Genomic DNA, 24,506 nt, shown 5'->3' on the forward strand with positions numbered 1-24,506 from the left:
TGCTATGACACACGTAGCATCAAGCAATGTTGACAGTGTCGCCCCCGCTGGCGGCGCGTGTGCCACGCGCCGGTGCGCCGCACGCCGTCGTGATCGGCAGCGGCTTCGGCGGCCTGGCGGCCGCGGTGCGGCTCGGCGCGCGCGGCTACCGCGTGACGGTGCTCGAGAAGCTCGACGCCCCGGGCGGTCGCGCCTACGTGCACCGGCAGGACGGCTTCACGTTCGACGCTGGCCCCACCGTCATCACGGCGCCGTTCCTGCTCGAGGAGCTGTGGCAGCTCGCCGGGCGCAGGCTGCCCGACGACATCGACCTGCGTCCGGTCAGCCCGTTCTACCGCATCCGCTTCGACGACGGCACGTTCTTCGACTACAGCGGCGACCCGGTCGCGATGCGCGCGCAGGTCGCGAAGCTGTCGCCCGGTGACGTCGACGGCTACGAGCGCTTCCTGAAGGCGAGCGAGGCCATCTACAAGGTCGGCTTCGAGCAGCTCGGCCACGTGCCGTTCGACTCGTGGACCGACATGGCACGGCTCGCGCCGCAGCTGATGAAGCTGCAGAGCTGGCGCACCGTCTACCAGATGGCCAGCCGCTACGTGAAGCACGACAAGCTGCGCCAGATCCTGACGTACCAGCCACTGCTGGTGGGCGGCAACCCGTTCAACACGACGTCGGTCTACTGCCTGATCCTGTTCCTCGAGCGCCGCTTCGGCGTGCACTACGCGATGGGCGGCATGGGCCGCCTCGTCGAAGGGCTCGTCAAGCTGATCGAAGGGCAGGGCAACACGGTGCGCTGCCACGCGCCGGTGCGCGAGATCCTCGTCAAGGAGCGCACCGCGACGGGCGTCAAGCTCGACAGCGGCGAGGTCATCGCGGCCGACGTCGTCGTCTCGAACGCCGATGCCGCGTACACCTACAAGCACCTCTTGCCGGCGCGGCACCGCCGCCGCTGGACCGACCGCAAGATCGAGCGTGCGCGCTACTCGATGAGCCTGTTCGTCTGGTACTTCGGCACCAGGCGCCGCTACGACGACGTCGCGCACCACACGATCTCGCTCGGGCCGCGCTACCGCGGGCTGCTCGACGACATCTTCGAGCGCAAGGTGCTCGCCGACGACGTCAGCCTGTACCTGCACCGGCCCACGGCGACCGACCCGTCGCTCGCGCCGCCCGGCTGCGACACGTTCTACGTGCTGTCGCCAGTGCCGCACCAGCAAAGCGGCATCGACTGGACGCGCGCGGCCGAGCCGTTCCGCCTGAACTTGCAGCGCCGGCTCGAGGCCACGCTGCTGCCCGGGCTGGGCGAGAACGTCGTCACCTCGCGCATCCTGACGCCGCTGGACTTCGAGCGGCGCCTGAACTCGGTGTACGGCGCCGCGTTCAGCCTCGAGCCGGTGCTGACGCAAAGCGCGTGGTTCCGCCCGCACAACCGCAGCGAGGAGCTCGATCGGCTGTATCTCGTCGGCGCCGGCACGCACCCGGGCGCGGGCATTCCGGGCGTGCTGTCGTCGGCGCGCGTGCTCGACACCGTCGTCCCCGACGCCGAGGCGCTCGTCGCGCGCGCCGCGGTGCCGACGGCGATGGCCACTGCGTGAGCGACACGATGGCGCCGCAGGTCTCGCCGATCGACCTCGCCGCGTGCCGCGAGCTGATGCGCGGCGGCTCGCGCAGCTTCTTCGCTGCCTCGCTGCTGCTGCCGCGCGCGGTGCGCGAGCCGGCGTGCGCGCTGTACGCGTTCTGCCGCATCGCCGACGACGAGATCGACGCCAGCGGCGGCAGTGCGCACGCGCTCGAGGCGTTGCGGCTGCGGCTCGACGCCGTCTACCGCCTCGCGCCGACGTCGCACCCGGCCGACCGCGCGCTGGCGGCCGTCGTGCACCGCTATCACATCCCGCGCGCGCTGCCCGAGGCGCTGCTCGAGGGCTTCGCGTGGGACGCGCAGGGCCGCCGCTACGAGACCTTCGACGACGTGTGCGACTACGCCGCGCGCGTCGCGGGTGCCGTCGGCGCGATGATGGCGCTGCTGATGGGCGTGCGCGGGGCCGAACCGCTCGCGCGTGCCTGCGACCTCGGCGTCGCGATGCAGCTGTCGAACATCGCGCGCGACGTGCGCGAGGACGCGGCAATGGGCCGCCTGTACCTGCCGCGCGCCTGGCTGCGCGACGACGGCCTCGACCCCGACGCGTGGCTCGCCGACCCGCAGCCACACCCCGCGATCGAGCGTGCGGTACTGCGGCTGCTCGCGCAGGCCGATGCGCTGTACCGCCGCGTCGACGGCGGCGTCGCGCGGCTGCCGCTGCCGTGCCGCCCGGGTATCAACGCGGCGCGGCACCTGTATGCCGCGATCGGCCACGAAGTGCGCCGTCGAGGCCGGCAGGCGTGGCACTCGCGCGCCGTCGTGCCGGCCTCGCGCAAGGCGTGGCTGCTGGCTCAGGCCGTCGTGCAGCTGTGGCCGCGCGGTGCCGGCGCCGAGCCGCCGCTGCCGGCCAATCGCCACCTCGTGCACGCCGCCGTGTCGGCGCCGCCGCCGCTCGACGACCGGCCCGCGGTGATCGACCGCACGGCGTGGCTCATCGACCTGTTCGACCGCCTCGAGCGCCAGGAACGCGCGCGCTACCCGGTGCGGCGTCCCGTGCGCGCATCGTGAGCCCGTCGACGCTGGTCGCGATCGAGTTCGCGCTCGTGATCGGCGTCGTGCTCGGGCTGGGCATCTGGCAGCTGGTGTCGGTGCGGCGCGAGATCGCGCGCGACCGCGAGCGCGCGTCGCGCTCGCCGCCGGCAGGCGGCGCACCGCCGCACGGCGGCACCGACAGCGCCACCCCGCGCGCCGACGTGCCTTCGGGCCCCGATCGCTGAGCGGTGCTGCGTCGCGCGGCGCTCCCGCTGCGGTGGTCACGACGCGTGCCGCGGGCTGTTACAGCTTGCTGACACCTGGCGTGCAGGGCCGCCGCTAAGCTGCGCAGCCCGAATGCCGCCCGGCGCCACGGCGCGCAGGCATTCGGCGCAGACGACCGGCTGGCGGAGGTGGGCGATGCAGGAACGCGATTTCGACGATTCGTCGCTGTGGCGCATCAGCGAGTTCGAGCGCCTGCGCCGGCAGATGGGCAGCAGCGGCTATGCGCGTCTCGACGGCCCGACGGTGCTGTCGACGACGCTGGTGGCCGAGCTGCAGCGGCGCGACACCGACGCCGCGCGCGGCGACGTGCTCGAAGTGCTCGCCGCGTGTCTGCGCCAGCGCGAGTCGGCGCTGCTGTACCTGAAGCACGACGGGCTCGTGTGGCCGGTGACGGTGTTCCCGGCTTCGGACCTGTACCACTCGCCGCGGCCGCTGCAGCCCAGCCGCGACCTCGGGCTCGCGGACCTGACGCTGCTCGCGGTCGAGCCGCCCGGGCTGCGCCCGCCGGGGCACTACCAGCACGAGCGCATCGGCCGCGCCGAGGCCTACCGGCCGCTGGTGCCGCTGCTGTGGCAGCTCGCGCTGCACGGCCCGCGCGAGCGGCTGCTCGCCGAGGTCGGCGGCACCGCGGCGTACCGTGCGCTGGGTGTGGCCGCCCGGCTCGGCGCGACCGGCGCGATGGGTGCGGCGCTCGAGCGGTTGCGCCGCGAGACGGTGTCGCTGCGCGAGATCGCGACCTGGCCGGGCATGAGCGTCGAGCGCGCCGCGCGCCTGGTCAACGCGCTGTACCTCGCGCGCAGCCTGATGGTGATGCGCGCACACCCGGCGGCGCGTGCCGAGCCGGCGTCACGGCTGCCTTCGTCGCGCCGGTGAGACGCTCACGGGCCGGGCTGGCCGGCTCGTGCGCGACCCCGTGGGCCGGCAGGGCCGGCGAGTTCGGCTAACCTCGCACCCTTCGTCGCGCGCGACGGCGCGCCGGCCCGTGCGCACTGGCGTGCGGCCCCGACCCGCACTGCGGGTGCGGTGGCCGGGCGGCGTGCCGCCCCGCCTTCCACCGAGTCCGCCTGCCCGTGTTCCGCCGCTTCGAGACGCTGGTCTCGCCATACCCCGACGCGCCGCCCGCGCCGCCGCCGCGCGGCTTCGTCGCCTTCATGTGGGCGTGCAGCGAGGGGTTGCGGCCGTGGATACTCGCGATGGCGCTGCTGACGGCCTTGGTCGGCGCGTTCGAGGCGATGCTGTTCGCGATGCTCGGGCGCGTCGTCGACTGGCTCGGCGCCACCGCACCAGGGCAGCTGTGGGCGCAGCAGCGCGGCACGCTGCTGCTGCTGGCGGGCATCCTCGCCGCCAGCCCGCTGGTGGTGGCGCTGCAGACGATGATCAAGCACCAGACGCTGGCCGGCAACTTCCCGATGCGGCTGCGCTGGAATTTCCACCGCCTGCTGCTCGGGCAGAGCCTGGGCTTCTACCAGGACGAGTTTGCCGGGCGCATCGCGACGAAGGTCATGCAGACCGCGCTCGCGGTGCGCGACGTGTGGCTGATCGTCACCGACATCCTCGTCTTCGTCGTCATCTACTTCGTCACGATGACGGCCGTCATCGGCACGTTCGACCTGCGCGCGCTCGGGCCCTTCGTCGCGTGGCTCGCGCTGTACGCCGCCTCGCTCGCGTACTTCGTGCCGCGGCTCGGGCGGGTGGCCAAGCGGCAGGCCGACGCGCGCTCGCTGATGACGGGGCGCATCACCGACGCCTACACCAACATCGCCACCGTCAAGCTGTTCAGCCACGCGCGCCGCGAGGCCGGCTATGCGAGGAGCGCGATGCAGGAGTTCATGCAGTCGGTGTACGCGCAGATGCGGCTGGTCAGCGGCTTCGAGGTCGTCAACCACACGCTGAGCATGGCGCTGATCGCGAGCACCGCCGGTGTCACGCTGTGGCTGTGGTCGCGCGGCGACGTCGGCGTCGGCGCGGTCGCAGCGGCCACCGCGATGGCGCTGCGCCTGAACGGCATGTCGCACTGGGTCATGTGGGAGTTCGCGTCGCTGTTCGAGAACATCGGTACCGTGCAGGACGGCATCAACACGCTGGCGAAGCGCCACACGGTGGTCGACCGCGCCGATGCGAAGCCGCTCGTCGTCACGCGCGGCGAGATCCGTTTCGAGCACGTCGACTTCGCGTACGGCGGCGCGCGCAAGGTCGTCGACGACCTCTCGCTCGTGATCCGGCCGGGCGAGAAGATCGGCCTCGTCGGTCGCTCGGGCGCCGGCAAGAGCACGCTGGTCAACCTGCTGCTGCGCTTCTACGACGTCGACGGCGGGCGCATCCTGATCGACGGCCAGGACATCGCCCACGTCACGCAGGAGAGTCTGCGCGCGCAGATCGGTATGGTCACGCAGGACACGTCGCTGCTGCACCGCTCGGTGCGCGAGAACATCGTCTACGGGCGCCCCGACGCCGACGACGCCGCGATGGTGGCCGCCGCGAAGCGCGCCGAGGCGCACGACTTCATCGAGGGCCTCGTCGACCCGAAGGGCCGGCGCGGCTACGACGCGCACGTCGGCGAGCGCGGCGTCAAGCTCTCGGGCGGGCAGCGCCAGCGCATCGCGATCGCGCGCGTGATGCTCAAGGACGCGCCGATCCTGCTGCTCGACGAGGCCACCAGCGCGCTCGACAGCGAGGTCGAGCAGGCGATCCAGGCCAGCCTGAACACGCTGATGGAAGGCAAGACGGTGGTCGCGATCGCGCACCGTCTGTCGACGATCGCGGCGATGGACCGCCTCGTCGTGATGGACCGCGGCCGCATCGTCGAGGAGGGCACGCACGCGCAGCTGCTCGCGCGCGGCGGGCTGTACGCGCGGCTGTGGGCGCGCCAAAGCGGCGGCTTCCTCGGCGAGGAGGCCGACGAGGAGGCGGGCGCCGCCGTCGCGCTGCCGTAGCGCGACGGCCGCGCGGTGCTACAGCCGGTCGCCGAGGTCGCCGCCCGGCCGCGCGCGCGACGGCGCGCCGGCGGCCAGCGCACGCGCCTTGGCCTCGTCGGTGTACGACAGCGTGACGTCGCCGACGCGCGGGTGCTCGTAGACGAGCCGCATCCCGTCGGCGAAGGTCCAGAAGTACGCGCCGCGCGGGCTCACGCGGCCGTCGAAACCCTGCGCCGGCAGCGGCCGTGCCGAGACGACGAGCGGCACGCCGTACTTGGCCAGCAGCGCGCGGCGCAGCGCCTCGTTGTCCTGGCCATAGCCCTTGACGGTGAAGCGCGCCGTGACGACCTTGCCCTCGTGCGCGATGACGGTCAGTCGCTCGAGCGCCGGCACGCCGGCCTGGCGGGTGTCGAACTGCGGCGGCTCGCCGGCCGGCACGCCGAGCGCGACGCCGCCGGCGGCGCGCACCGCGGCGACGAACACGTCCAGCGGTGCGTCCTTCAGCGCGACGCCGTACAGCGACAGCACCTCCTGCCCGTCGTCGCGCCGGCTGGCCTGCGCGCACACCGCGCGGGGCACCGCGAGCACGGCGAGCGCCGCGACGACGCGCCGGCGGCGCACGGCATACGACTCGATCGGACGCGGCATGGGCCGCACTGTAGCGCCGCGGGCCGGCGGCGACGCCGGCGTCGGGTACGGCGCCAGGGCGGCGAGGCTCAGCGCGCCGCGGTGCGGCGCCCGCGCAGCACCGCCGACGGTGCCGTCACGCTCGCATCGAACGGGTGCACCACGGTGCCGACGGTCTCGAGGACGCGGCGCACGTAGTCGCGCGTCTCGCGGTACGGCGGAATGCCGCGATAGCGCTCGACCGCGCCTTCGCCGGCGTTGTAGGCCGCGGTGACGAGCGCCAGGTCGCCCTCGAAGTACGCGAGCAGCCAGCGCAGGTACGCCATGCCGCCGCGCAGGTTCTGTGTCGGGTCGTAGGCGTTGAGCACGTTGAAGCGCTGCGCCGTCTCGGGGATCAGCTGCATCAGCCCCTGCGCGTTCTTCGGCGAGCGCGCGACGGTGTCGAAGTTCGATTCGACGCGGATGATCGCGAGCACCAGGTGCGGCTCGAGCTGGTACTGCGGGGCGAGCCGGTCGACGAGGTCGACGATCATCGGCGGCGCGCTGCGCCGCAGCTCGGCCGCCTGCGGCGGCAGCGCGGGCGCCGCAGGCGCCGCCGCGGCGGGTTGCGGCGGCGGCACGACGACCGCGACCGCCGGCGGTTCGCGCATGCAGTCGGGGACCTCGACCGTCTCGGGCAGGCGTGCGAGCAGCCGTTCGGCCGGCGCCAGGCCCTGCTCGGCCGCCGCGCGCAGGAAGAACGACGCCAGCGCGTCGTTGCGCTCGACGCCGCGGCCGTTGGCATACATCCACCCCAGCGCGTACTGCGACTTCGCGTCGCCGAGCCGGGCCGCCTTGCAGTACAGCGTCGCGGCGCGCGCGCCGTCGCGCGGCACGCCCTCGCCGTGCTCGTAGGCCTGCGCCTCGGCGCGGTAGCTGCGGACGAGCGCCGACTCGTCGACCGGCAGCGGGTTCGCCGTCGCGTGCCCTGGCACGGCGACGGCCAGCGCGACGCCAGCCGTGCGCAGAGGGGCGGCCAGACGGGCTATGAGGGTCCGGGGTGGGTGCGTCATGGTGCGGCCAAGGCCACAGTGTGCCAGCCGCGCCGGCGCGCGCCACCCATCAATCGAGCGGGTGGCGGGCCTGCCGCGCGCGGCTCACGCCTTGTGGTACACCGGCGCCAGCCCGTAGACCGGCGTCGGCAGGCCCTCCATGCGCGCCTTGAGCTGCAGCGCCAGGCACAGCGAGTAGTGCCGGTTCTGGTGCAGGTTGCCGCCCTGCATCCACAGGTTCGGCACCTGCGTGGGCTTCCACATGTTGCGCAGCTCGCCCTCCCACGGCCCTGGGTCCTTGCGCGTGCCCGAGCCCAGCCCCCAGCACTTGCCGAGGCGGTCGGCCGTGTCCTGGTCGATCAGCTGCGCGACCCAGCCGTTCATCGAGCCGTAGCCGGTGGCCCAGACGATCAGGTCGGCCGGCAGTTCGGTGCCGTCGGCCATCTTGACGCCGGTGGGCGTGACGCTGTCGATCGCGCCGGTCTTGAGCTTGATCTTGCCGTCGGCGACGAGCTCGGAGGCGCCGACGTCGATGTAATAGCCCGAGCCGCGGCGCAGGTACTTCAGGAACAGGCCCGAGCCGTCGTCGCCGAAGTCGAGCAGGAAGCCGGCCTTCTCGAGCCGGGCGTAGAAGTCGGCGTCGCGCTCCTTCATCTGCTGGTACACCGGCACTTGCAGCGCCGGCAGCGCCTTGTACGGCAGGCTCGCGAAGATCAGGTCGGCGGTGTCGACATCGATGCCGTTCCTCACCGCCTGCTCGCTGTAGAGGGCTCCGAGTGCGAGCTCCATCAGCGTGTCGCTGCGCGCCACGTGCGTGCTCGAGCGCTGCACCATCGTGACGTCGGCGCCGTGTTCCCACAGATCGGCGCAGATGTCGTGCGCCGAATTGTTCGAGCCGACGACGACCGCGCGCTTGCCTTTCCAGTCCTCGCCGCTGCGGAAGCGGCTCGAGTGCATCTGCGTGCCCTTGAAGTCGCCCATCCCGGGATAGTCGGGCAGGTTCGGCACGCCGCTCATGCCGGTGGCGAACACGAGGTGGCGCGGGCGCAGCACGACGGTCTCGCCCTTGTGCTCGACGGTGACTTCCCACTCCTGGTTGGCCTCGTTCCAGCGCGCGCCCTTGCACTCGGTGCTCGCCCAGTAGTTGAGCTCCATCAGCTTGGTGTAGCTCTCGAGCCAGTCGCCGATCTTGTCCTTCGGCGTGAACACGGGCCAGTCGTCGGGGAAGGGCAGGTACGGCAGGTGGTCGTACCACACCGGGTCGTGCAGGCACAGGCTCTTGTAGCGCCGGCGCCAGCTGTCGCCCGGGCGCTCGTTCTTCTCGACGATGATCGCCGGCACGCCGAGCTTCTTCAGCCGCGCGCCGAGGATGATGCCGGCCTGCCCGCCGCCGATGATCACGACGTAGGGCTGCTTCGTGAAGCCGAGCGTGCGCTCCTCCTCCTGCCGCTGCTCGAGCCACGTGCGCCGCCCCGGGTGCACGCCGTGCTCGACGCCCTTGTCGCGGCGCTCGCGCTTCTTTTCCTCGAAGCCCTTGAGCTCCTGCAGCGTCGTCAGCAGCGTCCACGCCTTGCCGCCGATCAGCCGCAGGTGGCCGCGGCCGCGTCCGGTCGCGGTCTCGAACGTGAACCAGCCCTCGGTGACCCCGTTCGCTTCGCTGCCTTCACCCTGGATCGTCCAGGCCGAAGGCTTCGCATTCGGCATCGTGCCTTCGAGCATGTCGCGGATCTGCGCCGGACCTTCGGCGGTCTTGATGTTCCAGGTGAACGACACCAGGTCGCGCCAGTACGACTCGTCGCCGAACATCGCCGTGGCCGCAGCGTGGTCGCCGCGCGCGCAGGCGGCGCCGAACTCGTCGAGCCAGCGCTGGATGGTCTGGGTGGGGGTGCTCATCGGGGAGGTCTCCTTCGCTGTTGTGGGGCGGGACGTCCGTCGCCCCGCGGCGGCGACTTTAGAGTCCCGCAGCCAGCGCTGCCACGCGCCTGCACCGAGAATCCCCGATCTCACCATGGATGCCGTCACCCACGTTCCCACCGCGATGCCCGCCGCCCGGCCGCTGACGTCGTGGCGCCCGTACTGGGCCAAGCGCTTCGGCACCGCGCCGTTCCTGCCGATGAGCCGCGCCGAGATGGACGCGCTCGGCTGGGACGCGTGCGACGTCATCGTCGTCACCGGCGACGCCTACGTCGACCACCCGAGCTTCGGCATGGCGGTGATTGGGCGCGTGCTCGAGGCGCAGGGCTTTCGCGTCGGCATCATCGCGCAGCCCGACTGGCACTCGGCCGACCCGTTCAAGGTGCTCGGCCGCCCGACCCTGTTCTTCGGCGTCACCGCCGGGAACATGGACTCGATGATCAACCGCTACACCGCCGACCGCAAGATCCGCAGCGACGACGCCTACACGCCCGGCGACGTGGCCGGCAAACGGCCCGACCGCGCGAGCCTCGTCTACGCGCAGCGCTGCCGCGAGGCGTACCCCGACGTGCCGATCGTGCTCGGTGGCATCGAGGCGAGCCTGCGCCGCATCGCGCACTACGACTACTGGCAGGACAAGGTGCGCCGCTCGATCCTCGTCGACGCCAAGGCCGACTTGCTGCTGTACGGCAACGCCGAGCGCGCCGTCGTCGAAGTGGCGCACCGGCTCGCGCGGCGCGAGCCGATCGCCTCGATCACCGACGTGCGCGGCACCGCGTTCATCCGCCGCCCCGACGACCCGGCGCTGGCCGGCTGGTTCGAGATCGACTCGACCGAGGTCGACACGCCGGGCAAGGTCGATGCGCTGGTCAACCCGTACCAGACGACGCAGCAGACGGCCGCCGAACGCGGCGGTGCGTGCGCCGCGCCCGACGCCGGCGCGGCCGACGGCGCCAAGCCGGTGGCGATCGTGCGCCGCCACCTCGAGAAAGCCGGCTCACGTGCGATCACGACGCCGCGCGAGCGCACCGTGATCCGGCTGCCGAGCTACGAGCAGGTCAAGAGCGACCCCGTCCTCTATGCCCACGCCAACCGCGTGCTGCACCTCGAGACCAACCCCGGCAACGCACGCGCGCTGGTGCAGCGCCACGGCGACCGCGACGTGTGGATCAACCCGCCGCCGATCCCACTGACGACGGCCGAGATGGACCACGTGTTCGACCTGCCGTACGCGCGCAGCCCGCACCCGCGCTACGCCGACGAGCACGGCCGCCACGACGGGCCGACGAAGATCCCGGCGTGGGAGATGATCCGCTTCAGCGTGAACATCATGCGCGGCTGCTTCGGCGGCTGCACGTTCTGCTCGATCACCGAGCACGAGGGCCGCATCATTCAGAGCCGCAGCGAAGACAGCATCCTGCGCGAGATCGAGACGATCCGCGACAGGGTGCCGGGCTTCACCGGCGTCATCAGCGACCTCGGCGGCCCCACCGCGAACATGTGGCGGCTGGGCTGCAAGAGCCCCGCGATCGAGGCCGCGTGCCGCAAGCCGAGCTGCGTGTACCCGGGCATCTGCCCGAACCTGAACACCGACCAGATGCCGCTCGTGCGGCTGTACCGCAAGGCGAGGGCGATCCGCGGCATCAAGAAGATCCTGATCGGCTCCGGGCTGCGCTACGACCTCGCGGTGCAGACGCCCGAGTACGTCAAGGAACTCGTCACGCACCATGTCGGCGGATATCTGAAGATCGCGCCCGAGCACACCGAGGCCGGGCCGCTGTCGAAGATGATGAAGCCCGGCATCGGCAGCTACGACCGCTTCAAGGCGATGTTCGACAAGTTCTCGAAGGAGGCGGGCAAGGAGCAGTTCCTGATCCCGTACTTCATCGCCGCGCATCCGGGCACGAGCGACGCCGACATGCTGAACCTCGCGCTGTGGCTCAAGCGAAACGGCTTCCGCGCCGACCAGGTGCAGACCTTCTACCCGAGCCCGATGGCCACCGCCACCGCGATGTACCACACGGGGCTGAACCCGCTGAAGGGCATCCACCGCGATGTCGGACCGGGTGGCCGCGCCGAGAAGGTCGACATCGTGCGCGGCGAGAAGCGCCGCCGTCTGCACAAGGCCTTCCTGCGCTACCACGACCCGGCCAACTGGCCGCTGCTGCGCGAAGCGCTGAAGGCGATGGGCCGCGCCGACCTGATCGGCAGCGGCAAGCACCAGCTGGTGCCCGCGTACCAGCCGTCGACAGCCGGCGGCTACGTCAGCCCGCGGCGCAAGAACTCGACACCGCCGCCGGCGGCCAAGGCGGCGCCCGCCGCGCCGCGGCGCGGCACCGTGCTGACGCAGCACACCGGACTGCCGCCGCGCGACAGCGGCTCCCGGCCGGTCAAGCCGTCGCGACGCGGCAAGGCCTGAGCCGGCGCTCGACGGGCAGGCGCCTCGCGACGCCACCCGAGACGGTGCAGCCGCTGCGCGGCGTCGAGATTCACCAGCGGCGCACGCGCCCGGTGTCGATGTGCACGAACTGCTCGCGCGGGTAGTAGCCGACGCCGCCAGCCTGCAGCGACAGCGCGGCGTCGCGCAGGTCTTCGAGCGGCACACCGGGGATGCGCACGTCGATCGCGCGGCCTTCCATGTGCAGGCTGCGCGTGGCCACACCGCCACCACGCGTGGCCTTCAGGTGCGCGTTGGTCTCGGGTGCGCGGTAGCCGGAGATCACGTGGAACGGGCGCTCGGTGCCGAGCACCTGCCGCACCGCGTGCAGCAGGTCGTGCAGCCGCGGGTCGATGCGGCCGACGGCGCCGCTGTAGTGGTCGCGCAGGAAGTGGTCGAGCGAGCCGAGCGCCTCGGGCACGTAGCTGTCGCCGACCGCGTAGACGACCTCGATGCGCTCGTGCGTGTGCAGGTGGTTCAGCGCCAGTTCGCGCACCGGCGCCGTGCGCGCCCGCGCCGTCAGGCTGAACGCCGGCAGCGTCGCGACGGCGGCAGCCCCGTGGCGCAGGAAGCGACGGCGGGCGTGGCAGGGGATCGTCATGGGAAGGGGCTCCCTCGTTCGTGGGCGGGCGACGCGCGACCGCGCAACGCGGCATCGAGGCGCGCGTCGTGCCCGTACAGATCATCGTAGAAATGAACGCGACCATTCTTCACAAGTACGGTTCCGTAGGCGATCAATACCGGTACCGGCGCCGCGAGCCGCACCGTGGTCGACGTGCCACCGGCCATCGCCTCGCGGATGCGCGCCTCGTCCCAGCCGGGCATGCCCGCCATCACGAAGCGCGCCAGCTCGACCGGCTTCTCGACGCGGATGCAGCCGTGGCTGAAGTCGCGCCGCTCGCGCTCGAACAGCGCGACGCCGGGCGTGTGGTGCAGGAAGATATTGTCGTTGTTCGGGAACACGAACTTGATGTCGCCCAGCGCGTTGCGCTCGCCGGGACGCTGGCGGATGCGCAGCCGCCCGGCGAGCACCGCATCGAGCTTGTCCGCCGTCAAGACGGTGTCGACGCGCCCGTCCGGCGCGACGAACTCGAAACCCTCGCGCTGCCAGTAGCCGGGGTCTCGGCGCAGGCGTGGCACCGTCTCGTTGCGCGCGATCGACGGCGGGATGTTCCAGTACGGCGCGAACTCGATGAAGCGCATCGTCTCGTCGAACAGCGGCGTGCGCGTGTCGAGCGCGCGGCCGACGATGACGCGCATCTGCTCGCGCACGTGGATGCGGCCGTCGACGACCTCGTAGGCGCGCAGCTCGAACTCGGGCACGTTGACGACGATCATGCGCGGGGCCTGCATCAGCGGCGTCCAGCGCAGGCGCTCCATCGTCAGTTCGATCTGGCGCGCGCGTGCCGCCGGCGTCACGTCGAGCGCGGCGACCGTCGCGCGCCCGACCACGCCGTCGACCGCAAGGCCGTGGCGCTGCTGGAACGCGCGCACTGCGTCGACGACGGCGCCTTCGTAGCGCGGAGGCACGGGCACGTCGGCGGCGAGGTCGCCGAGCACCTGCAGCCGTTGCACCAGCAGCGGCAAGCCGGACCAGGGCTGACCCGGTTCGAGTTTGCCGGCGCGGCTGCCGCGCGGCACCGGCAGTGGCGGCAGCGGCTGCGCCCACGCGGCCGGGGTGCCGAGCGCGCGGTACACGGCGAGCGCGGCGCGCAGCTGGCCGTACAGCGGCAGCGGCGGCTGCGCGGCGCGCACCGCGTCGGCCAGGCGCCCGCGCGCCAGCGCCGTCTGCAGCGCCGTGGCGGCGTCGAAATCGCTGCGCGCGGCGACCCGGTAGCGCTGGTGGATGCGCCGCGGGTCGATGCGGCCGTGCGCGAGGTCGTGCAGGAACTGCTGCATCGCCGCCGTCAGCGCGCCGTCGAGGCGCGCCGCGGCCGCCGTCGGCAGCGGCGCCGTGTCCGCGGCCGCGACGGCACGCGCCAGGGCCTCGGCGTCGTAGTCGCGCGGGTCGAGGCCGTCGTCGGCGGCGGCATTCAGCAGCGCGACGGCCTCGCGGGCCAGCGGCGTCGCTCGGCCGCCTTCGAGCCACGCCGTCGCCGCGCCGTTGGCCAGCAGGCGAAGCGGCCACGGCGTGGCCAGCGCGGCGCACGTGGCACCGAGCATCCATTGGCGGCGGCGCAGCGGCACGACGGTCACCATCGCGACATTGTCGGCGATGGCGCCCGCTCGCGCGGGCCGTGGCGCAGGCCGCGGCCGCCGTGCGTCAGTGCGCGCGGCCGCGGGCGATGAAGCCGCTGAGCGCGAGCAGCACGATCGCACCGAACGCCGCGACGAGCAGCCCGCCGGCACTGAAGTCGCGCAGCGTGGTGCTGAAGCCGAACAGCGGGGTCAGCAGCGAGCCGCTGAACAGCGCGCCGAGGATGCCGACGGCGATGCTCGACGCCACGATGGCCTTGTCCTCGACACGCATGACCAGGCACGCGATCCGACCGAGCACGGCACCGACGACGAGCCAGATGATCAGGTTCATGACGGATCCTCCGCGTGGTGGCAGTTGACTGCGCGAGGTGTGGCAGGCGACGGGTGGCGACCGGCCGGGGCCCACCGGGACTGCGCAGCGGCAACGCTGCATGCCGGCCCCATGGCAAAGTATCCGTCGGCCGGTGCCTGCGGTCCACCGGCTCTGGCTCAGATGACGTTGCGTTCGGTCAACGGACGGCCCTGTGCGATGCGCGCCGGCGACAGCGGTGCGAGGTCGGGCGCGTGCGACGGTGCGCCGACGAGCAGCGCCGCCAGCGCGCAGCCGACCGCCGGTGCCTGCTGCATCCCGTGGCCCGAGAAGCCGCACGCGGTGAACGCGTTGCACCAGCCGGGCAGCGCGCCGGCCAGGCCGTTGTGGTCGAACACGTTAATCTCGTAATAGCCGGCCCACGCTGCACGCCGCCGCACCGCCTCGAACGCCGGCACGCGGTGCGCGAGCGCGGGCCAGATCACGTCGTCGAACAGGCCGTGGTCGATCGCCTCCAGTGGCGGCTCGTCGGGGTCGCCGGGCCACGGTTCGCGCGGCGGCATGCCGCACAGGAAGCCGCGCCCCTCGGGCCGGAACCACAGCCCGCCAGGGTCGATGACGAGCGGACAACCCGGCAGCGTCGCCGGTGCGTCGAACACGAACACGTCGCGCTTGCGCGCACGCACCGGCAGCGCGACACCGAGGCACGCGGCCAGCGGTGCCGACCACGCGCCGGCAGCGATCACGACGGCGTCGGCGGCCACGCGCGCGCCGTCGGCGGTGCGCACGGCGTGCACGCGGTCGCCGCGGGTGTCGAAGCCGGTCGCCTCGGCGGCGACGAAGCGCGCGCCGCACGCCGCCGCCTTGCGCCGCAGCGCCTGCGCGAGCGCCGGGCCGTCGAACCAGCCTTCGCCCGACGCGGGCGTCGACAGCCCGAGCGCGCCGAGCGCGAGGTCGCCGGTGTGCAGCCACGGCCAGCGCGCGCGCAGCGCCGCGGCATCGAGCAGCGCGACCTCGGCACCGCAGCGCTGCTGCACCGCGTGGTTCGCGCGCAGCACGCCGGCGCCGGCGTCGGTCGCGAGGTACAGGTAGCCGGGCTCGACGAGGCCGATCACCGGTCGCTCGCCGCCGACCGCGAGCTCGTCGCCGACGCGGCGCAGGAACGCGAGGCTCCAGCGCGACAGCGCGATGTTGACCGGCTGCGAGAACTGCACGCGGATCGAACTCGCCGACAGCGCGCTCGACGCACGCGCGTACGTCGGGTCGCGCTCGAGCACCGTCACCGCGGCGCCGTGGTCGCGCGCGAGGAAGCACGCGGTGGCGGCGCCCATCACGCCGCCGCCGACGATCACGACGTGCCGTTGCGCCATCGCTGCCGCCGCGGCGCGTTCAGCGCCCGCGGCGCACGCGCAGGATCTCGTCGAGCACGAGGCTCGCGGCGCCCACCGTGATCGCGCTGTCGGCGAGGTTGAAGCTCGGGAAGTAGCCGCCGCGGAAGACCGGCTCGAGGACCGCGAAGCGGAACTGCAGGAAGTCGACGACGTAGCCGTGCAGCAGGCGGTCGACGACGTTGCCGACCGCGCCGCCGAGGATCATCGTGACCGCGAAGCAGAACAGCGTCTGCGTCGGGTGCTTCTTCAGCATCCAGACGATGAAGGCGGAGGCCGCGACGCCGATGCCGACGAAGAACCAGCGCTGCCAGCCCGACGCGCCGGCGAGGAAGCTGAACGCCGCGCCGGCGTTGTGCACGCGCACGAGGTTGAAGAACGACGTCACCGGGCGCACCTCGCCGTGCGCGAACGCGCCGAGGATCAGCGTCTTCGTGAACTGGTCGAGCACGACGACGAAGGCCGCCAGCGCGAGCCAGAACACGAGGCCGGCGCCGCCGGCCGACGACTTGCCGCCCATGGTCAGGCGACCGTGCGCGCCTCGCCGGCGCCGTACAGGTTGCTCGTGCAGCGGCCGCAGATCGTCGGGTGCGCGGCGTCGTGGCCGACGTCGTCGCGCCAGTGCCAGCAGCGCTCGCACTTGGTGGCCTGCGACGGCGTCACCGTCACCGCGAGCGCGTCGCCGGGCACGAGCGTGGCCTTCGACGTGATCAGCACGAACTTCAGGTCGTCGCCGAGCGAGGCGAGCAGCGCGTGCGTCTCGGGCGGCGCGGCGATCGTGACCTCGGCTTGCAGCGACGAGCCGACGCCGCCGGCGGCGCGCACGTCCTCGATGGCCTTGTTGACGGCGTCGCGCACGTCGCGGATCGCCTGCCACTTGGCCAGCAGTGCGGCGTCGGTCGCGGCACCGACACCGGCGAAGGTCCAGTACGTCTGCTTGAAGATCGAACCCTGGCCCGGCGCGACGAGCGCCCACGCCTCCTCGGCGGTGAAGCTCAGGAACGGCGCCATCCAGCGCAGCATCGCCTGCGTGATCTGCCACAGCGCCGTCTGCGCGCTGCGCCGTGCGAGGCTCTTCGGGGCCGTCGTGTACAGGCGGTCCTTCAGCACGTCGAGGTAGAACGCGCCGAGGTCTTCGGAGCAGAACACCTGCAGCTTCGCGACGACGGGGTGGAACTCGTAGACCTCGTAGTGCTTCAGCACCTCGGCCTGGAAGTCTTCGGCGCGCGCGAGCGCCCAGCGGTCGATCTCGAGCATCTGCTCGAGGGGCACCGCGTCCTTCTGCGGGTCGAAGTCGCTCGTGTTGGCAAGCAGGAAGCGCAGCGTGTTGCGGATGCGGCGGTACGCGTCGACGACGCGCGCGAGGATCTTGTCGTCGCCGGCGATGTCGCCCGAGTAGTCGGAGGCGGCCACCCACAGGCGGATGATCTCGGCGCCGAGCGTCGAGCTGACCTTCTGCGGCTCGATGCCGTTGCCGAGCGACTTGCTCATCTTGCGGCCCTGCGCGTCGACCGTGAAGCCGTGCGTCAGCAGCCCGCGGTACGGCGCGCGCCCGAAGATCGCGCAGGCCAGCAGCAGCGAGCTGTGGAACCAGCCGCGGTGCTGGTCGTGGCCTTCGAGGTAGAGGTCGGCCTCGGGGCCTTCGTCGTGGTGGCCGAGGCTGCCGTGCTGGTTCGCGTGCGTGCCGCGCAGCACGTGCCAGAAGGTCGAACCGCTGTCGAACCAGACCTCGAGGATGTCGCTGCTCTTGACGTAGTGCTTCGCGTCGTCGGGGCCGAGGATCTCCTCGGCGCTCACCCGGCTCCACGCTTCGATGCCGCCCTTCTCGACGATGTCGGCGGCCTGGTCGAGGATTTCCATCGTGCGCGGGTGCAGCTCGCCGGTGTCCTTGTGCAGGAAGAACGGCAGCGGCACGCCCCAGCTGCGCTGGCGGCTGATGCACCAGTCGGGGCGGTTGGCGATCATGTCGCGCAGCCGCGCGCGGCCGTTCTCGGGATAGAACTTCGTGTGCTCGATGGCTTCCAGCGCCATCTGGCGCAGCGTCTTCGGCGCCTTGTCCTTCGTGAAGACGCCGTCGCCTTCGTCCATGCGGATGAACCACTGCGCCGCCGCGCGGTAGATCACCGGGCTCTTGTGGCGCCAGCAGTGCGGGTAGCTGTGCGTGAGCGGGCCGGTGGCCATCAGCCGGCCGGCGGCCTTGAGCGCGTCGATGACGACGGGCACCGCCTTCCAGATGTTCTGGCCGCCGAACAGCGGGAAATCGTCGGCGTAGCGGCCCTGCGGGCCGACCGGGTTGAGGATCTCGTCGACCGCCATGCCGTGCGCGCGGCACGAGTTGAAGTCGTCGATGCCGTACGCGGGCGCCGAGTGGACGATGCCGGTGCCCTCGTCGGCGGTCGCGTAGTCGGCCAGCAGCACCGGGCTCGCGCGGTCGTAGCCGGGGTGTGTCGCGGCCAGCGGGTGGCGGAACTTCAGACCGCCGAGCTTCTCGCCCGCCGTCGTCGCGACGACGGCACCGACGAGGCCGTAGCGCTCGAGGCAGCGCTCGACGAGCGACGCGGCCATCACGAGCAGCCCGCGCTCGGTGTCGACGAGCGCGTACTCGAGCGCCGGGTTCAGGTTCAGCGCCTGGTTCGCGGGGATCGTCCACGCCGTCGTGGTCCAGATCACCGCGAACGCGTCCTTCGCGATCGGCGTCGTGCCGAACGCGGCGAACAGCTTGTCGGGCTCGGCGCAGGGGAACGCGACGTCGAGCGTCTGGCTCTGCTTGTCGGCGTACTCGATCTCGAATTCGGCGAGCGACGAGCCGCAGTCGAAGCACCAGTACACGGGCTTGAGCCCGCGGTAGACGAAGCCGCGCTCGATCACGCGCTTGAACGCGCGGATCTCGCCGGCCTCGTTGGCGGGGTCCATCGTGCGGTACGGGTGCTGCCAGTCGCCGAGCACGCCCAGACGCTGGAAGTCGGCCATCTGCTGCGCGATCTGCTCGGTCGCGTAGGCGCGGCTCTTGGCCTGCATCTCGTCGCGGCTCAGGCCCCGGCCGTGTGCCTTCTCGATCGCGTTCTCGATCGGCAGTCCGTGGCAGTCCCAGCCGGGCACGTACTGGGCGTCGAAGCCGGCGAGCTGGCGCGCCTTGACGATCATGTCCTTGAGCACCTTGTTGACGGCGTGCCCCATGTGGATCTGGCCGTTGGCGTACGGCGGGCCGTCGTGCAGGATGAACTTGGGCGCGTGGCGGCGCGCGTCGCGCAGCTGCTTGTAGACGCCTTGCTCGTTCCACTGCTTGACCCACGCCGGCTCGCGCTTGGCGAGGTCGCCGCGCATCGGGAACGGCGTGTCGGGCAGGTTCAGCGTGGCGCGGTAGTCCGTGGACGGGGGGGTCGGGTCGCTCATGGTCGGCGGCGCCCCTGGCAGGGCGCTCTCGGCGGGGAGGAGGGCGCGGGCCGGCGGCGAGCCGCAGCCCGTGGCGGCGTCAGGGGCCCGGCGGCCGAATTCGATCGCGTGTGGTCTGCCGGCGCGTGCCGCTGCGCACGCGCTGCTCGGGCCGGGGCACGAGGTACGAAGCCATCGCGACCGATTCTACCGGCGCCACTTCATGACGCCGCCGCGGTGGCCGGGCCGTGCGCGGCCCACCAGCGCCGCGCGTCGGCGACGTCGGCGGCGATGCCGTCGCGCAGCGCCGCCAGCGATGCGTAGTGGCGCTCGTCGTGCAGCTTGTGCAGCAGCTCGACCTGTACCAGCCGGCCGTAGGCCTCCGCGGCGCCCAGCGGCCACGCGAGGCAGTGCACCTCGAGCAGCACGCGTCCCGAGTCGTCGACGGTCGGGCGCACGCCCAGGCTCGCGACCCCCGGCAGCGGCTGCGGCGCCAGCCCGAGCACGCGCACGACGAAGATGCCGCCCGCCGCCGGGCGCGGGTGCGCGAAGCGCAGATTCAGCGTGCGAAAGCCGTCGCCGGCGCCGGCGGCGCTCTCGCCGAGCGCTCGACCGAGCTTGGCGCCGTGCACGACGTGGCCGCTGACGGTGTACGGCCGCCCGAGCAGTGCCGCCGCGCGCCCCATGTCGCCGGCGGCGAGCGCGTCGCGCACCGCCGAGCTCGAGACGCGCTCGCCGTGCACCTCGTAGCTGAGCATGCGCGCGACCTCGAAGCCCTGGCGCTCGCCGGCGGCGTCGAGCGTCGCGTAGTCGCCGGCGCGCTTCGCGCCGTAACGGAAGTCGTCGCCGACGAGCACGTAGCGCGCCTTCAGGCCACGCACGAGGACCTCGTCGACGAAGGCCTCGGGCGACAGCGCCGCCAGCCGCGCGTCGAAGCGCAGCACGACGGCGCGGTCGATGCCGCAGCGGCGCAGCTCGGCGAGCTTGTCGCGCAGCGTCGCGATGCGCGCCGGCGCGAGTTCGGGGCGACCGGCGCGCGCGGCGAAGAAGTCGCGCGGGTGCGGCTCGAAGGTCAGCACGCAGCTGGGCACGCCGCGGTGGCGCGCCTCGTTCGTCAGCAGCGCGAGCATCGCCTGATGGCCGCGGTGCACGCCGTCGAAGTTGCCGATCGTCAGTGCGCAGCCGGCGCTGTCGGCGAGCTCGCGATGGTGGACGCCGCGGAAGATGCGCATTGGTGCATTATTGCGAGCCCTGCGCAGCCTCATCGGCTGTACCGAGATGCGAGGCCCGATCACGGGCTGCGCGGTTCCTCGCCGCGCGCCGGGCGAGCGGCGCGTCAGTCGCGCTGCGCCGTTCCGTTGCGGAGCCGGCGATAGATCAAGCCGCGCGACACGCCCAGCCGTCGCGCTGCCTGCGAAATGTTGCCACCGCATTCCGCAAGGGTGCGTTCGACCAACGTGCGGTTGTGCTCGTCGAGCGTCGCGACGGGTGGCGGGGGAGTCGGCGCAGGCCTGGCGGTGACGTCGGGCGCGATGGGTTCTCGCACGGCGGCACTGCCCAGCAAATGGCCTCGCCTGCCTTCATGTGTGTGCAAGCAGACGCGGATCCAGACCGACAAACCGTTCGGCAGTGTCAGCGGCGCGGCGTCGCTGCTGTGCACGCGGGTCAGCAGGGCGTGCAGGGTGCAGCCGAATTGGGTCTCGACGTCGCCGTACCTTGTTCCCGCGATACGCGCTCCGTTCGCGTTGATCCACGCGATGCGGCCCCGTTCGTCGACGCCGGCCAGCCCCTCGAACGGGCCATCGAGCAGCGACGGCACGGTGTGGAAGTGCAGCACGAGCAGGCCTTCGGACTGCGCCTGCAGCAGTCGGTTCTCGATCGCCATCGCCGACAGTGCGACGACGCTGGCAGCGTCGAAACCGAAGGGCTGCGATTCGACCGACAGGTCGAGCACCCCCGCCAGCTGTCCTTTTGTGTCACGAATCGGCGCAGCGGCGCAGTACATCACCTGAACGGTGTCGAAAAAATGCTCGCTGCCGGAGACAGTGCAGGCGGCACCGGTTTTCGCGACGATGCCAGGCGCGGTCGTGCCCACGACGTTCTCGGCGAGATTGACACCGACGCGCGCGGCAATAGGCATCAGCGTCTCTTGGCTGCCCGCGCACGAGCGGCTCGCATGAATCACGACACCGTCGCTGCCCGTCAGCAGCGCGTGACAACGCGTGCCGGCGAGGGACTGGCCGAGCCGCTCGAGCTCGGGCGACGCGGCGGCGAGCAGTTCACGGTGGCGTGCCAATGCACCGTGCAGGCGGCTGTACGTCACCGGCTCGAAACTGATGCGTTCGCGCGGATGCCGACGTGCCTGCAGGCATCGCGACCACGACTGGATGACAGCCTCGCTGACCAGCCCCGAAGGTCGCACGCCTTCGTCGAAGAATCGTTGGCGCGCCAGCGCCAGACGCTGCTCGGGCGTTGAGAAGAAAGGGCCTCCGGCTCGTGAGGAGAGGGACATCGCCAGTGCGTCGGGGTGGAAGCAGCTTGCACTTTGTCGCGAAGCGGAACAGTCTCACCCTAGGGAAAGCACCGAAGTTGGCACATCAGTGCCCGCGGCCTATCTTTCCTGCGGCGCCAGTAGACAGGGTCACCCGGGACACGGGCGGCGGACGGCGGCGTCAACTTTGGCAACGGAGACGACAATGAAAACCCCGCATCCTCTCTTGGCCGCGGCGGTGGCGTGTTTGGTGGGCGCCATGCCGTTGGCCGCGCAGACGCTCGATGACCTGCGGCGTGACGCTGCGACGCCGGGCAACGTGACGACCTACGGCATGGGTTGGAGCCAGCAGCGTCACAGCCCCCTGACCCAGATCACCCCGGCCAATGTCGGGCGTCTGGTGCCAGTGTGGAATCTGAGCCTGGACCATTCGGCAAACGCATCGACGCAGCCGCTGCTGGTCGACGGCACGATGTACGTCGCGACGCACTCGCACACGATCGCGATCGATCCGATGACCGGGCGTCAGAAATGGAAGACCCCGATAGATTTGCCGGCCGACATCAACGGCTACCTGTGCTGTGGCGTCCACAGTCGAGGCATGGCTGCGCTCGACGGCGTGCTGTACCGCACGACGATCGATGCGCACGTGATGGCGATCTCGATGAAGGACGGCAAGACGATCTGGAAGCAGAAGGCCGCCGATTACAAGCAGGGTTACAGCATGACGCATGCGCCGTTGATCGCCGGCAGCGTGCTGATCACTGGCATTTCCGGCGGCGAGTACGGCACACGTGGCTTCCTTAACGGATGGGACCTGAAGACCGGGGAGAAGAAGTGGCACCGCTGGACCACCGCGGCGCCAAACGAGAAGGGTGGCGACACCTGGAAACCGGGCCGTCACGAGTTCGGCGGCGCACCGACGTGGCTCACCGGCACGTACGATCCGGAGCTCGACCTGGTCTACTGGGGCACGGGCAACGGCGGGCCTTGGAACCCGGCGAGCCGCGGCGGTGACTCGCTGTACATCTGCTCGGTACTCGCGATCCGGCCCTCGACGGGAGAAATTGTTTGGTACTACCAGTTCTCCCCGGGCGATCCGTACGACTACGACGGGACGAACGAACTCGTCCTCGCCGACTTGCCGATCGACGGTAAGACGACGAAGGTGCTGATGCAGGCCAATCGGAACGGCTACTTCTACGTTCTCGACCGCACCAACGGCAAGCTGCTGAAGGCAGACCCGTTCGCACGCAAGATCAACTGGGCCAGTGGCATCGATTTGAAGACGGGCCGTCCCGTGGATACGCCGATGACCGCGAAGGTGCGAACCACGGAGCAGGCGACCGATTTCGTCGACGTCTGGCCGAGCGCCTTCGGCGGCAAGAACTGGATGCCGATGAGCTTTGATCCTCAGCGTCGCCTGGCCTTCATGAACACGGTCAACCTCGGCATGAGGGTCAAATATGTCCGGCAGGATCGGCCTGGTGGCCCGAACTGGTTCCTCGGTCTGGAACTCGGCGGCTTTTTGTCGCCCGAGGATGGCATGCGAGGATCGCTGGTTGCGTGGGATCCCGTGGCTGGCAAGAAGGTATGGGAGGTGCCGACCAAGGCGCCGTTCTGGTCGGGTGTGCTCTCGACCGCGAGCGGCCTCGTGTTCACCGGCGCCCAGACTGGCGAATTCATGGCCTTCGATGCCCGCGACGGCAGGAAGCTGTGGCAATTTCAGACCGGGTCGGGTATTACTGGCCTGCCGATTGCGTGGGAGCGCGATGGTCGCCAGTACATCACGGTGACGAGCGGCGCGGCCACTGTCTACGGTGCGTTGGCCGGCGATCCCGAGCTGGCGAACGTGCCGGCTGGCAGCTCAGTATGGACGTTCGCGTTGCTGCCGTGACGATGTGCGCCCGGCTCTCGGTGGCTGCAGCGGTTCTTGCGGTGATGCCGGTGGCATTTTTTGCCGCCGGTGCCGCCGAGCCCACCGCCGCGGTCGAGGAAGGCCGCAAGGCCTACACGACCTATTGCGCGCGATGCCACGGGCTCAACCTCACCGTCGGCAGCAGTGCTTTCTTCGACCTGCGCACCTTTCCGAAGGACGACAAGGAACGCTTCGTGCGCAGCGTGACCAAAGGTCTGCGCGCGATGCCGGCGTGGGAGGGGGTCATCAAGCCGGAACAGATCGACGCGATATGGGCCTACATCGGTGCCGTCAACGGCTGGTAGACGGCGCGACCGATTCCTCGGGGCCGATCCAGCGCCACTGGCCCGGCGCGAGATCGCCGAGCGCGACGCCGGCGAACGCGCTGCGATGCAGCGCCTCGACGCGGTTGCCGGCGGCGGCGACCATACGCTTGACCTGGTGGTACTTGCCTTCGGTCAGCACGAGCCGCAACGTGTGCGGGCCGGTGGCCTCGCACGTGGCGGCACGCACCGGCCGCGGCTCGTCGACGAGCTGCACACCGTCGACGAGGCGCTGCGGCAGCGCCGGTGTGGCGGCGTGCTTCGTCGTCACTTCGTAGACCTTCGCGACGTGGCGCTTCGGCGACGTGAGCCGGTGGATCAGCGCGCCGTCGTCGGTCAGCAGCAGCAAGCCGGTGGTGTCGACGTCGAGGTGGCCCACCGGCTGCACGCCGCGCCGGCGCAGCGCAGGGGGCAGCAGGCTCATCACGCTCGGGTGGTGGCGCGGCTGGAGCGAGCACTCGAAGCCTGCGGGCTTGTGCAGCACGACGACGGCGCGTTCGCGGTACGTCCAGCGCTCGCCTCGGACGCTGAACTCGAGGCCGACCGGCTCGACCTCGGCGTCGGGGTCGTCGACGACGCGCCCGCCAACGCGCACCTCGCCGGCGGCCACCAGCGCCGCGCACTCGCGGCGCATGCCGAGGCCTTGGCTGAACAGCAGTTGCGCGAGGCGCATCACGCCGCCGGGCGC

20 protein-coding genes are annotated in these 24,506 nt (G+C 71.5%); 8 read left to right on the forward strand and 12 right to left on the reverse strand.

Translation table 11 applies throughout. From position 1 onward, the window contains the following. Window positions 1-26 precede the first annotated feature (26 nt). The 5 genes from MOJ79_RS06845 (at window position 27) to MOJ79_RS06865 (ending at window position 5,826) form a co-directional block, all read left to right on the forward strand. On the forward strand, window positions 27-1,592 hold the full coding sequence (locus tag MOJ79_RS06845; RefSeq protein WP_241923459.1) for a phytoene desaturase: 1,566 nt from the start codon (window positions 27-29) through the stop codon (window positions 1,590-1,592). Beyond that, window positions 1,589-2,644: a phytoene/squalene synthase family protein gene (locus MOJ79_RS06850; RefSeq protein WP_241923460.1), complete on the forward strand. Its 1,056-nt coding sequence runs from the start codon at window positions 1,589-1,591 to the stop codon at window positions 2,642-2,644. The genes MOJ79_RS06845 and MOJ79_RS06850 overlap by 4 nt, the downstream gene beginning before the upstream one ends. After that, window positions 2,641-2,853, forward strand: a complete 213-nt coding sequence (locus MOJ79_RS06855; protein ID WP_241923461.1) for a hypothetical protein — start codon at window positions 2,641-2,643, stop codon at window positions 2,851-2,853. The genes MOJ79_RS06850 and MOJ79_RS06855 overlap by 4 nt, the downstream gene beginning before the upstream one ends. Before the next feature lie 175 nt (window positions 2,854-3,028). Further along, on the forward strand, window positions 3,029-3,766 hold the full coding sequence (locus MOJ79_RS06860; protein WP_241923462.1) for a hypothetical protein: 738 nt from the start codon (window positions 3,029-3,031) through the stop codon (window positions 3,764-3,766). Between the two features lie 197 nt (window positions 3,767-3,963). Continuing rightward, entirely contained in the window at window positions 3,964-5,826 is a 1,863-nt protein-coding gene (locus MOJ79_RS06865; protein ID WP_241923463.1) for an ABC transporter ATP-binding protein, read from the forward strand. Between the two features lie 18 nt (window positions 5,827-5,844). Here MOJ79_RS06865 and MOJ79_RS06870 read toward each other — a convergent pair whose 3' ends face one another. The 3 genes from MOJ79_RS06870 to MOJ79_RS06880 form a co-directional block, all read right to left on the reverse strand. Continuing rightward, entirely contained in the window at window positions 5,845-6,456 is a 612-nt protein-coding gene (locus tag MOJ79_RS06870) for a hypothetical protein (RefSeq protein WP_241923464.1), read from the reverse strand. 68 nt (window positions 6,457-6,524) lie between these two features. Beyond that, a complete protein-coding gene (locus tag MOJ79_RS06875) occupies window positions 6,525-7,487 on the reverse strand; it encodes a transglycosylase SLT domain-containing protein (RefSeq protein ID WP_241923465.1) in 963 nt (320 codons plus the stop codon). An 84-nt stretch (window positions 7,488-7,571) separates the two neighbouring features. Continuing rightward, window positions 7,572-9,359: an NAD(P)/FAD-dependent oxidoreductase gene (locus MOJ79_RS06880; protein ID WP_241923466.1), complete on the reverse strand. Its 1,788-nt coding sequence runs from the start codon at window positions 9,357-9,359 to the stop codon at window positions 7,572-7,574. Between the two features lie 115 nt (window positions 9,360-9,474). On the opposite strand from MOJ79_RS06880, the gene MOJ79_RS06885 reads away from it, so the two are divergent. Next, window positions 9,475-11,799, forward strand: coding sequence for a YgiQ family radical SAM protein (locus tag MOJ79_RS06885; RefSeq protein WP_241923467.1), 2,325 nt, complete (start codon window positions 9,475-9,477; stop codon window positions 11,797-11,799). Window positions 11,800-11,869: 70 nt separating this feature from the next. Here the strand turns inward: MOJ79_RS06885 and MOJ79_RS06890 are convergent, their stop codons facing one another. The 8 genes from MOJ79_RS06890 to MOJ79_RS06925 form a co-directional block, all read right to left on the reverse strand. Further along, on the reverse strand, window positions 11,870-12,418 hold the full coding sequence (locus MOJ79_RS06890; protein ID WP_119286663.1) for a DUF882 domain-containing protein: 549 nt from the start codon (window positions 12,416-12,418) through the stop codon (window positions 11,870-11,872). Further along, window positions 12,415-14,016, reverse strand: a complete 1,602-nt coding sequence (locus MOJ79_RS06895) for a L,D-transpeptidase family protein (RefSeq protein ID WP_241923468.1) — start codon at window positions 14,014-14,016, stop codon at window positions 12,415-12,417. Before MOJ79_RS06895 ends, MOJ79_RS06890 begins: the two co-directional genes overlap by 4 nt. A 64-nt stretch (window positions 14,017-14,080) precedes the next feature. Then, window positions 14,081-14,347, reverse strand: coding sequence for a GlsB/YeaQ/YmgE family stress response membrane protein (locus tag MOJ79_RS06900; protein WP_241923469.1), 267 nt, complete (start codon window positions 14,345-14,347; stop codon window positions 14,081-14,083). A 158-nt stretch (window positions 14,348-14,505) separates the two neighbouring features. Then, window positions 14,506-15,696, reverse strand: a complete 1,191-nt coding sequence (locus MOJ79_RS06905; protein WP_241923470.1) for an NAD(P)/FAD-dependent oxidoreductase — start codon at window positions 15,694-15,696, stop codon at window positions 14,506-14,508. 19 nt (window positions 15,697-15,715) lie between these two features. Continuing rightward, on the reverse strand, window positions 15,716-16,234 hold the full coding sequence (gene lspA, locus MOJ79_RS06910; protein ID WP_241923471.1) for a signal peptidase II: 519 nt from the start codon (window positions 16,232-16,234) through the stop codon (window positions 15,716-15,718). Between the two features lie 2 nt (window positions 16,235-16,236). Next, window positions 16,237-19,107 carry an isoleucine--tRNA ligase gene (gene ileS / locus MOJ79_RS06915; RefSeq protein ID WP_241923472.1) on the reverse strand — a complete coding sequence of 957 codons (2,871 nt, stop codon included), beginning with the start codon at window positions 19,105-19,107 and terminating at the stop codon, window positions 16,237-16,239. A gap of 200 nt (window positions 19,108-19,307) precedes the next feature. Further along, complete coding sequence (locus tag MOJ79_RS06920; protein ID WP_119286652.1) at window positions 19,308-20,318, reverse strand: bifunctional riboflavin kinase/FAD synthetase; 1,011 nt, start codon at window positions 20,316-20,318, stop codon at window positions 19,308-19,310. A 104-nt stretch (window positions 20,319-20,422) separates the two neighbouring features. Further along, window positions 20,423-21,598 (reverse strand): helix-turn-helix domain-containing protein, encoded by a 1,176-nt coding sequence (locus tag MOJ79_RS06925; protein WP_241923473.1) that lies wholly within the window; start codon window positions 21,596-21,598, stop codon window positions 20,423-20,425. 184 nt (window positions 21,599-21,782) lie between these two features. Here MOJ79_RS06925 and MOJ79_RS06930 point away from each other — a divergent pair, with 184 nt between their 5' ends. Both MOJ79_RS06930 and MOJ79_RS06935 read left to right on the forward strand, forming a co-directional pair. Beyond that, the gene (locus MOJ79_RS06930) at window positions 21,783-23,474 is read left to right on the forward strand and encodes a PQQ-dependent dehydrogenase, methanol/ethanol family (protein ID WP_241923474.1); all 1,692 of its coding nucleotides are present in this window, start codon (window positions 21,783-21,785) and stop codon (window positions 23,472-23,474) included. Beyond that, window positions 23,450-23,800: a c-type cytochrome gene (locus MOJ79_RS06935; protein WP_241923475.1), complete on the forward strand. Its 351-nt coding sequence runs from the start codon at window positions 23,450-23,452 to the stop codon at window positions 23,798-23,800. The genes MOJ79_RS06930 and MOJ79_RS06935 overlap by 25 nt, the downstream gene beginning before the upstream one ends. On the opposite strand, the gene MOJ79_RS06940 is transcribed toward MOJ79_RS06935, so the two are convergent. Beyond that, window positions 23,787-24,491, reverse strand: coding sequence for a pseudouridine synthase (locus tag MOJ79_RS06940; RefSeq protein WP_241923476.1), 705 nt, complete (start codon window positions 24,489-24,491; stop codon window positions 23,787-23,789). The genes MOJ79_RS06935 and MOJ79_RS06940 overlap by 14 nt on opposite strands. Window positions 24,492-24,506: the final 15 nt, after the last annotated feature.

The sequence above is a fragment of the Calidifontimicrobium sp. SYSU G02091 genome, assembly GCF_022631395.1.
GTDB classification, from domain to species: domain Bacteria; phylum Pseudomonadota; class Gammaproteobacteria; order Burkholderiales; family Burkholderiaceae_C; genus Calidifontimicrobium; species Calidifontimicrobium sediminis.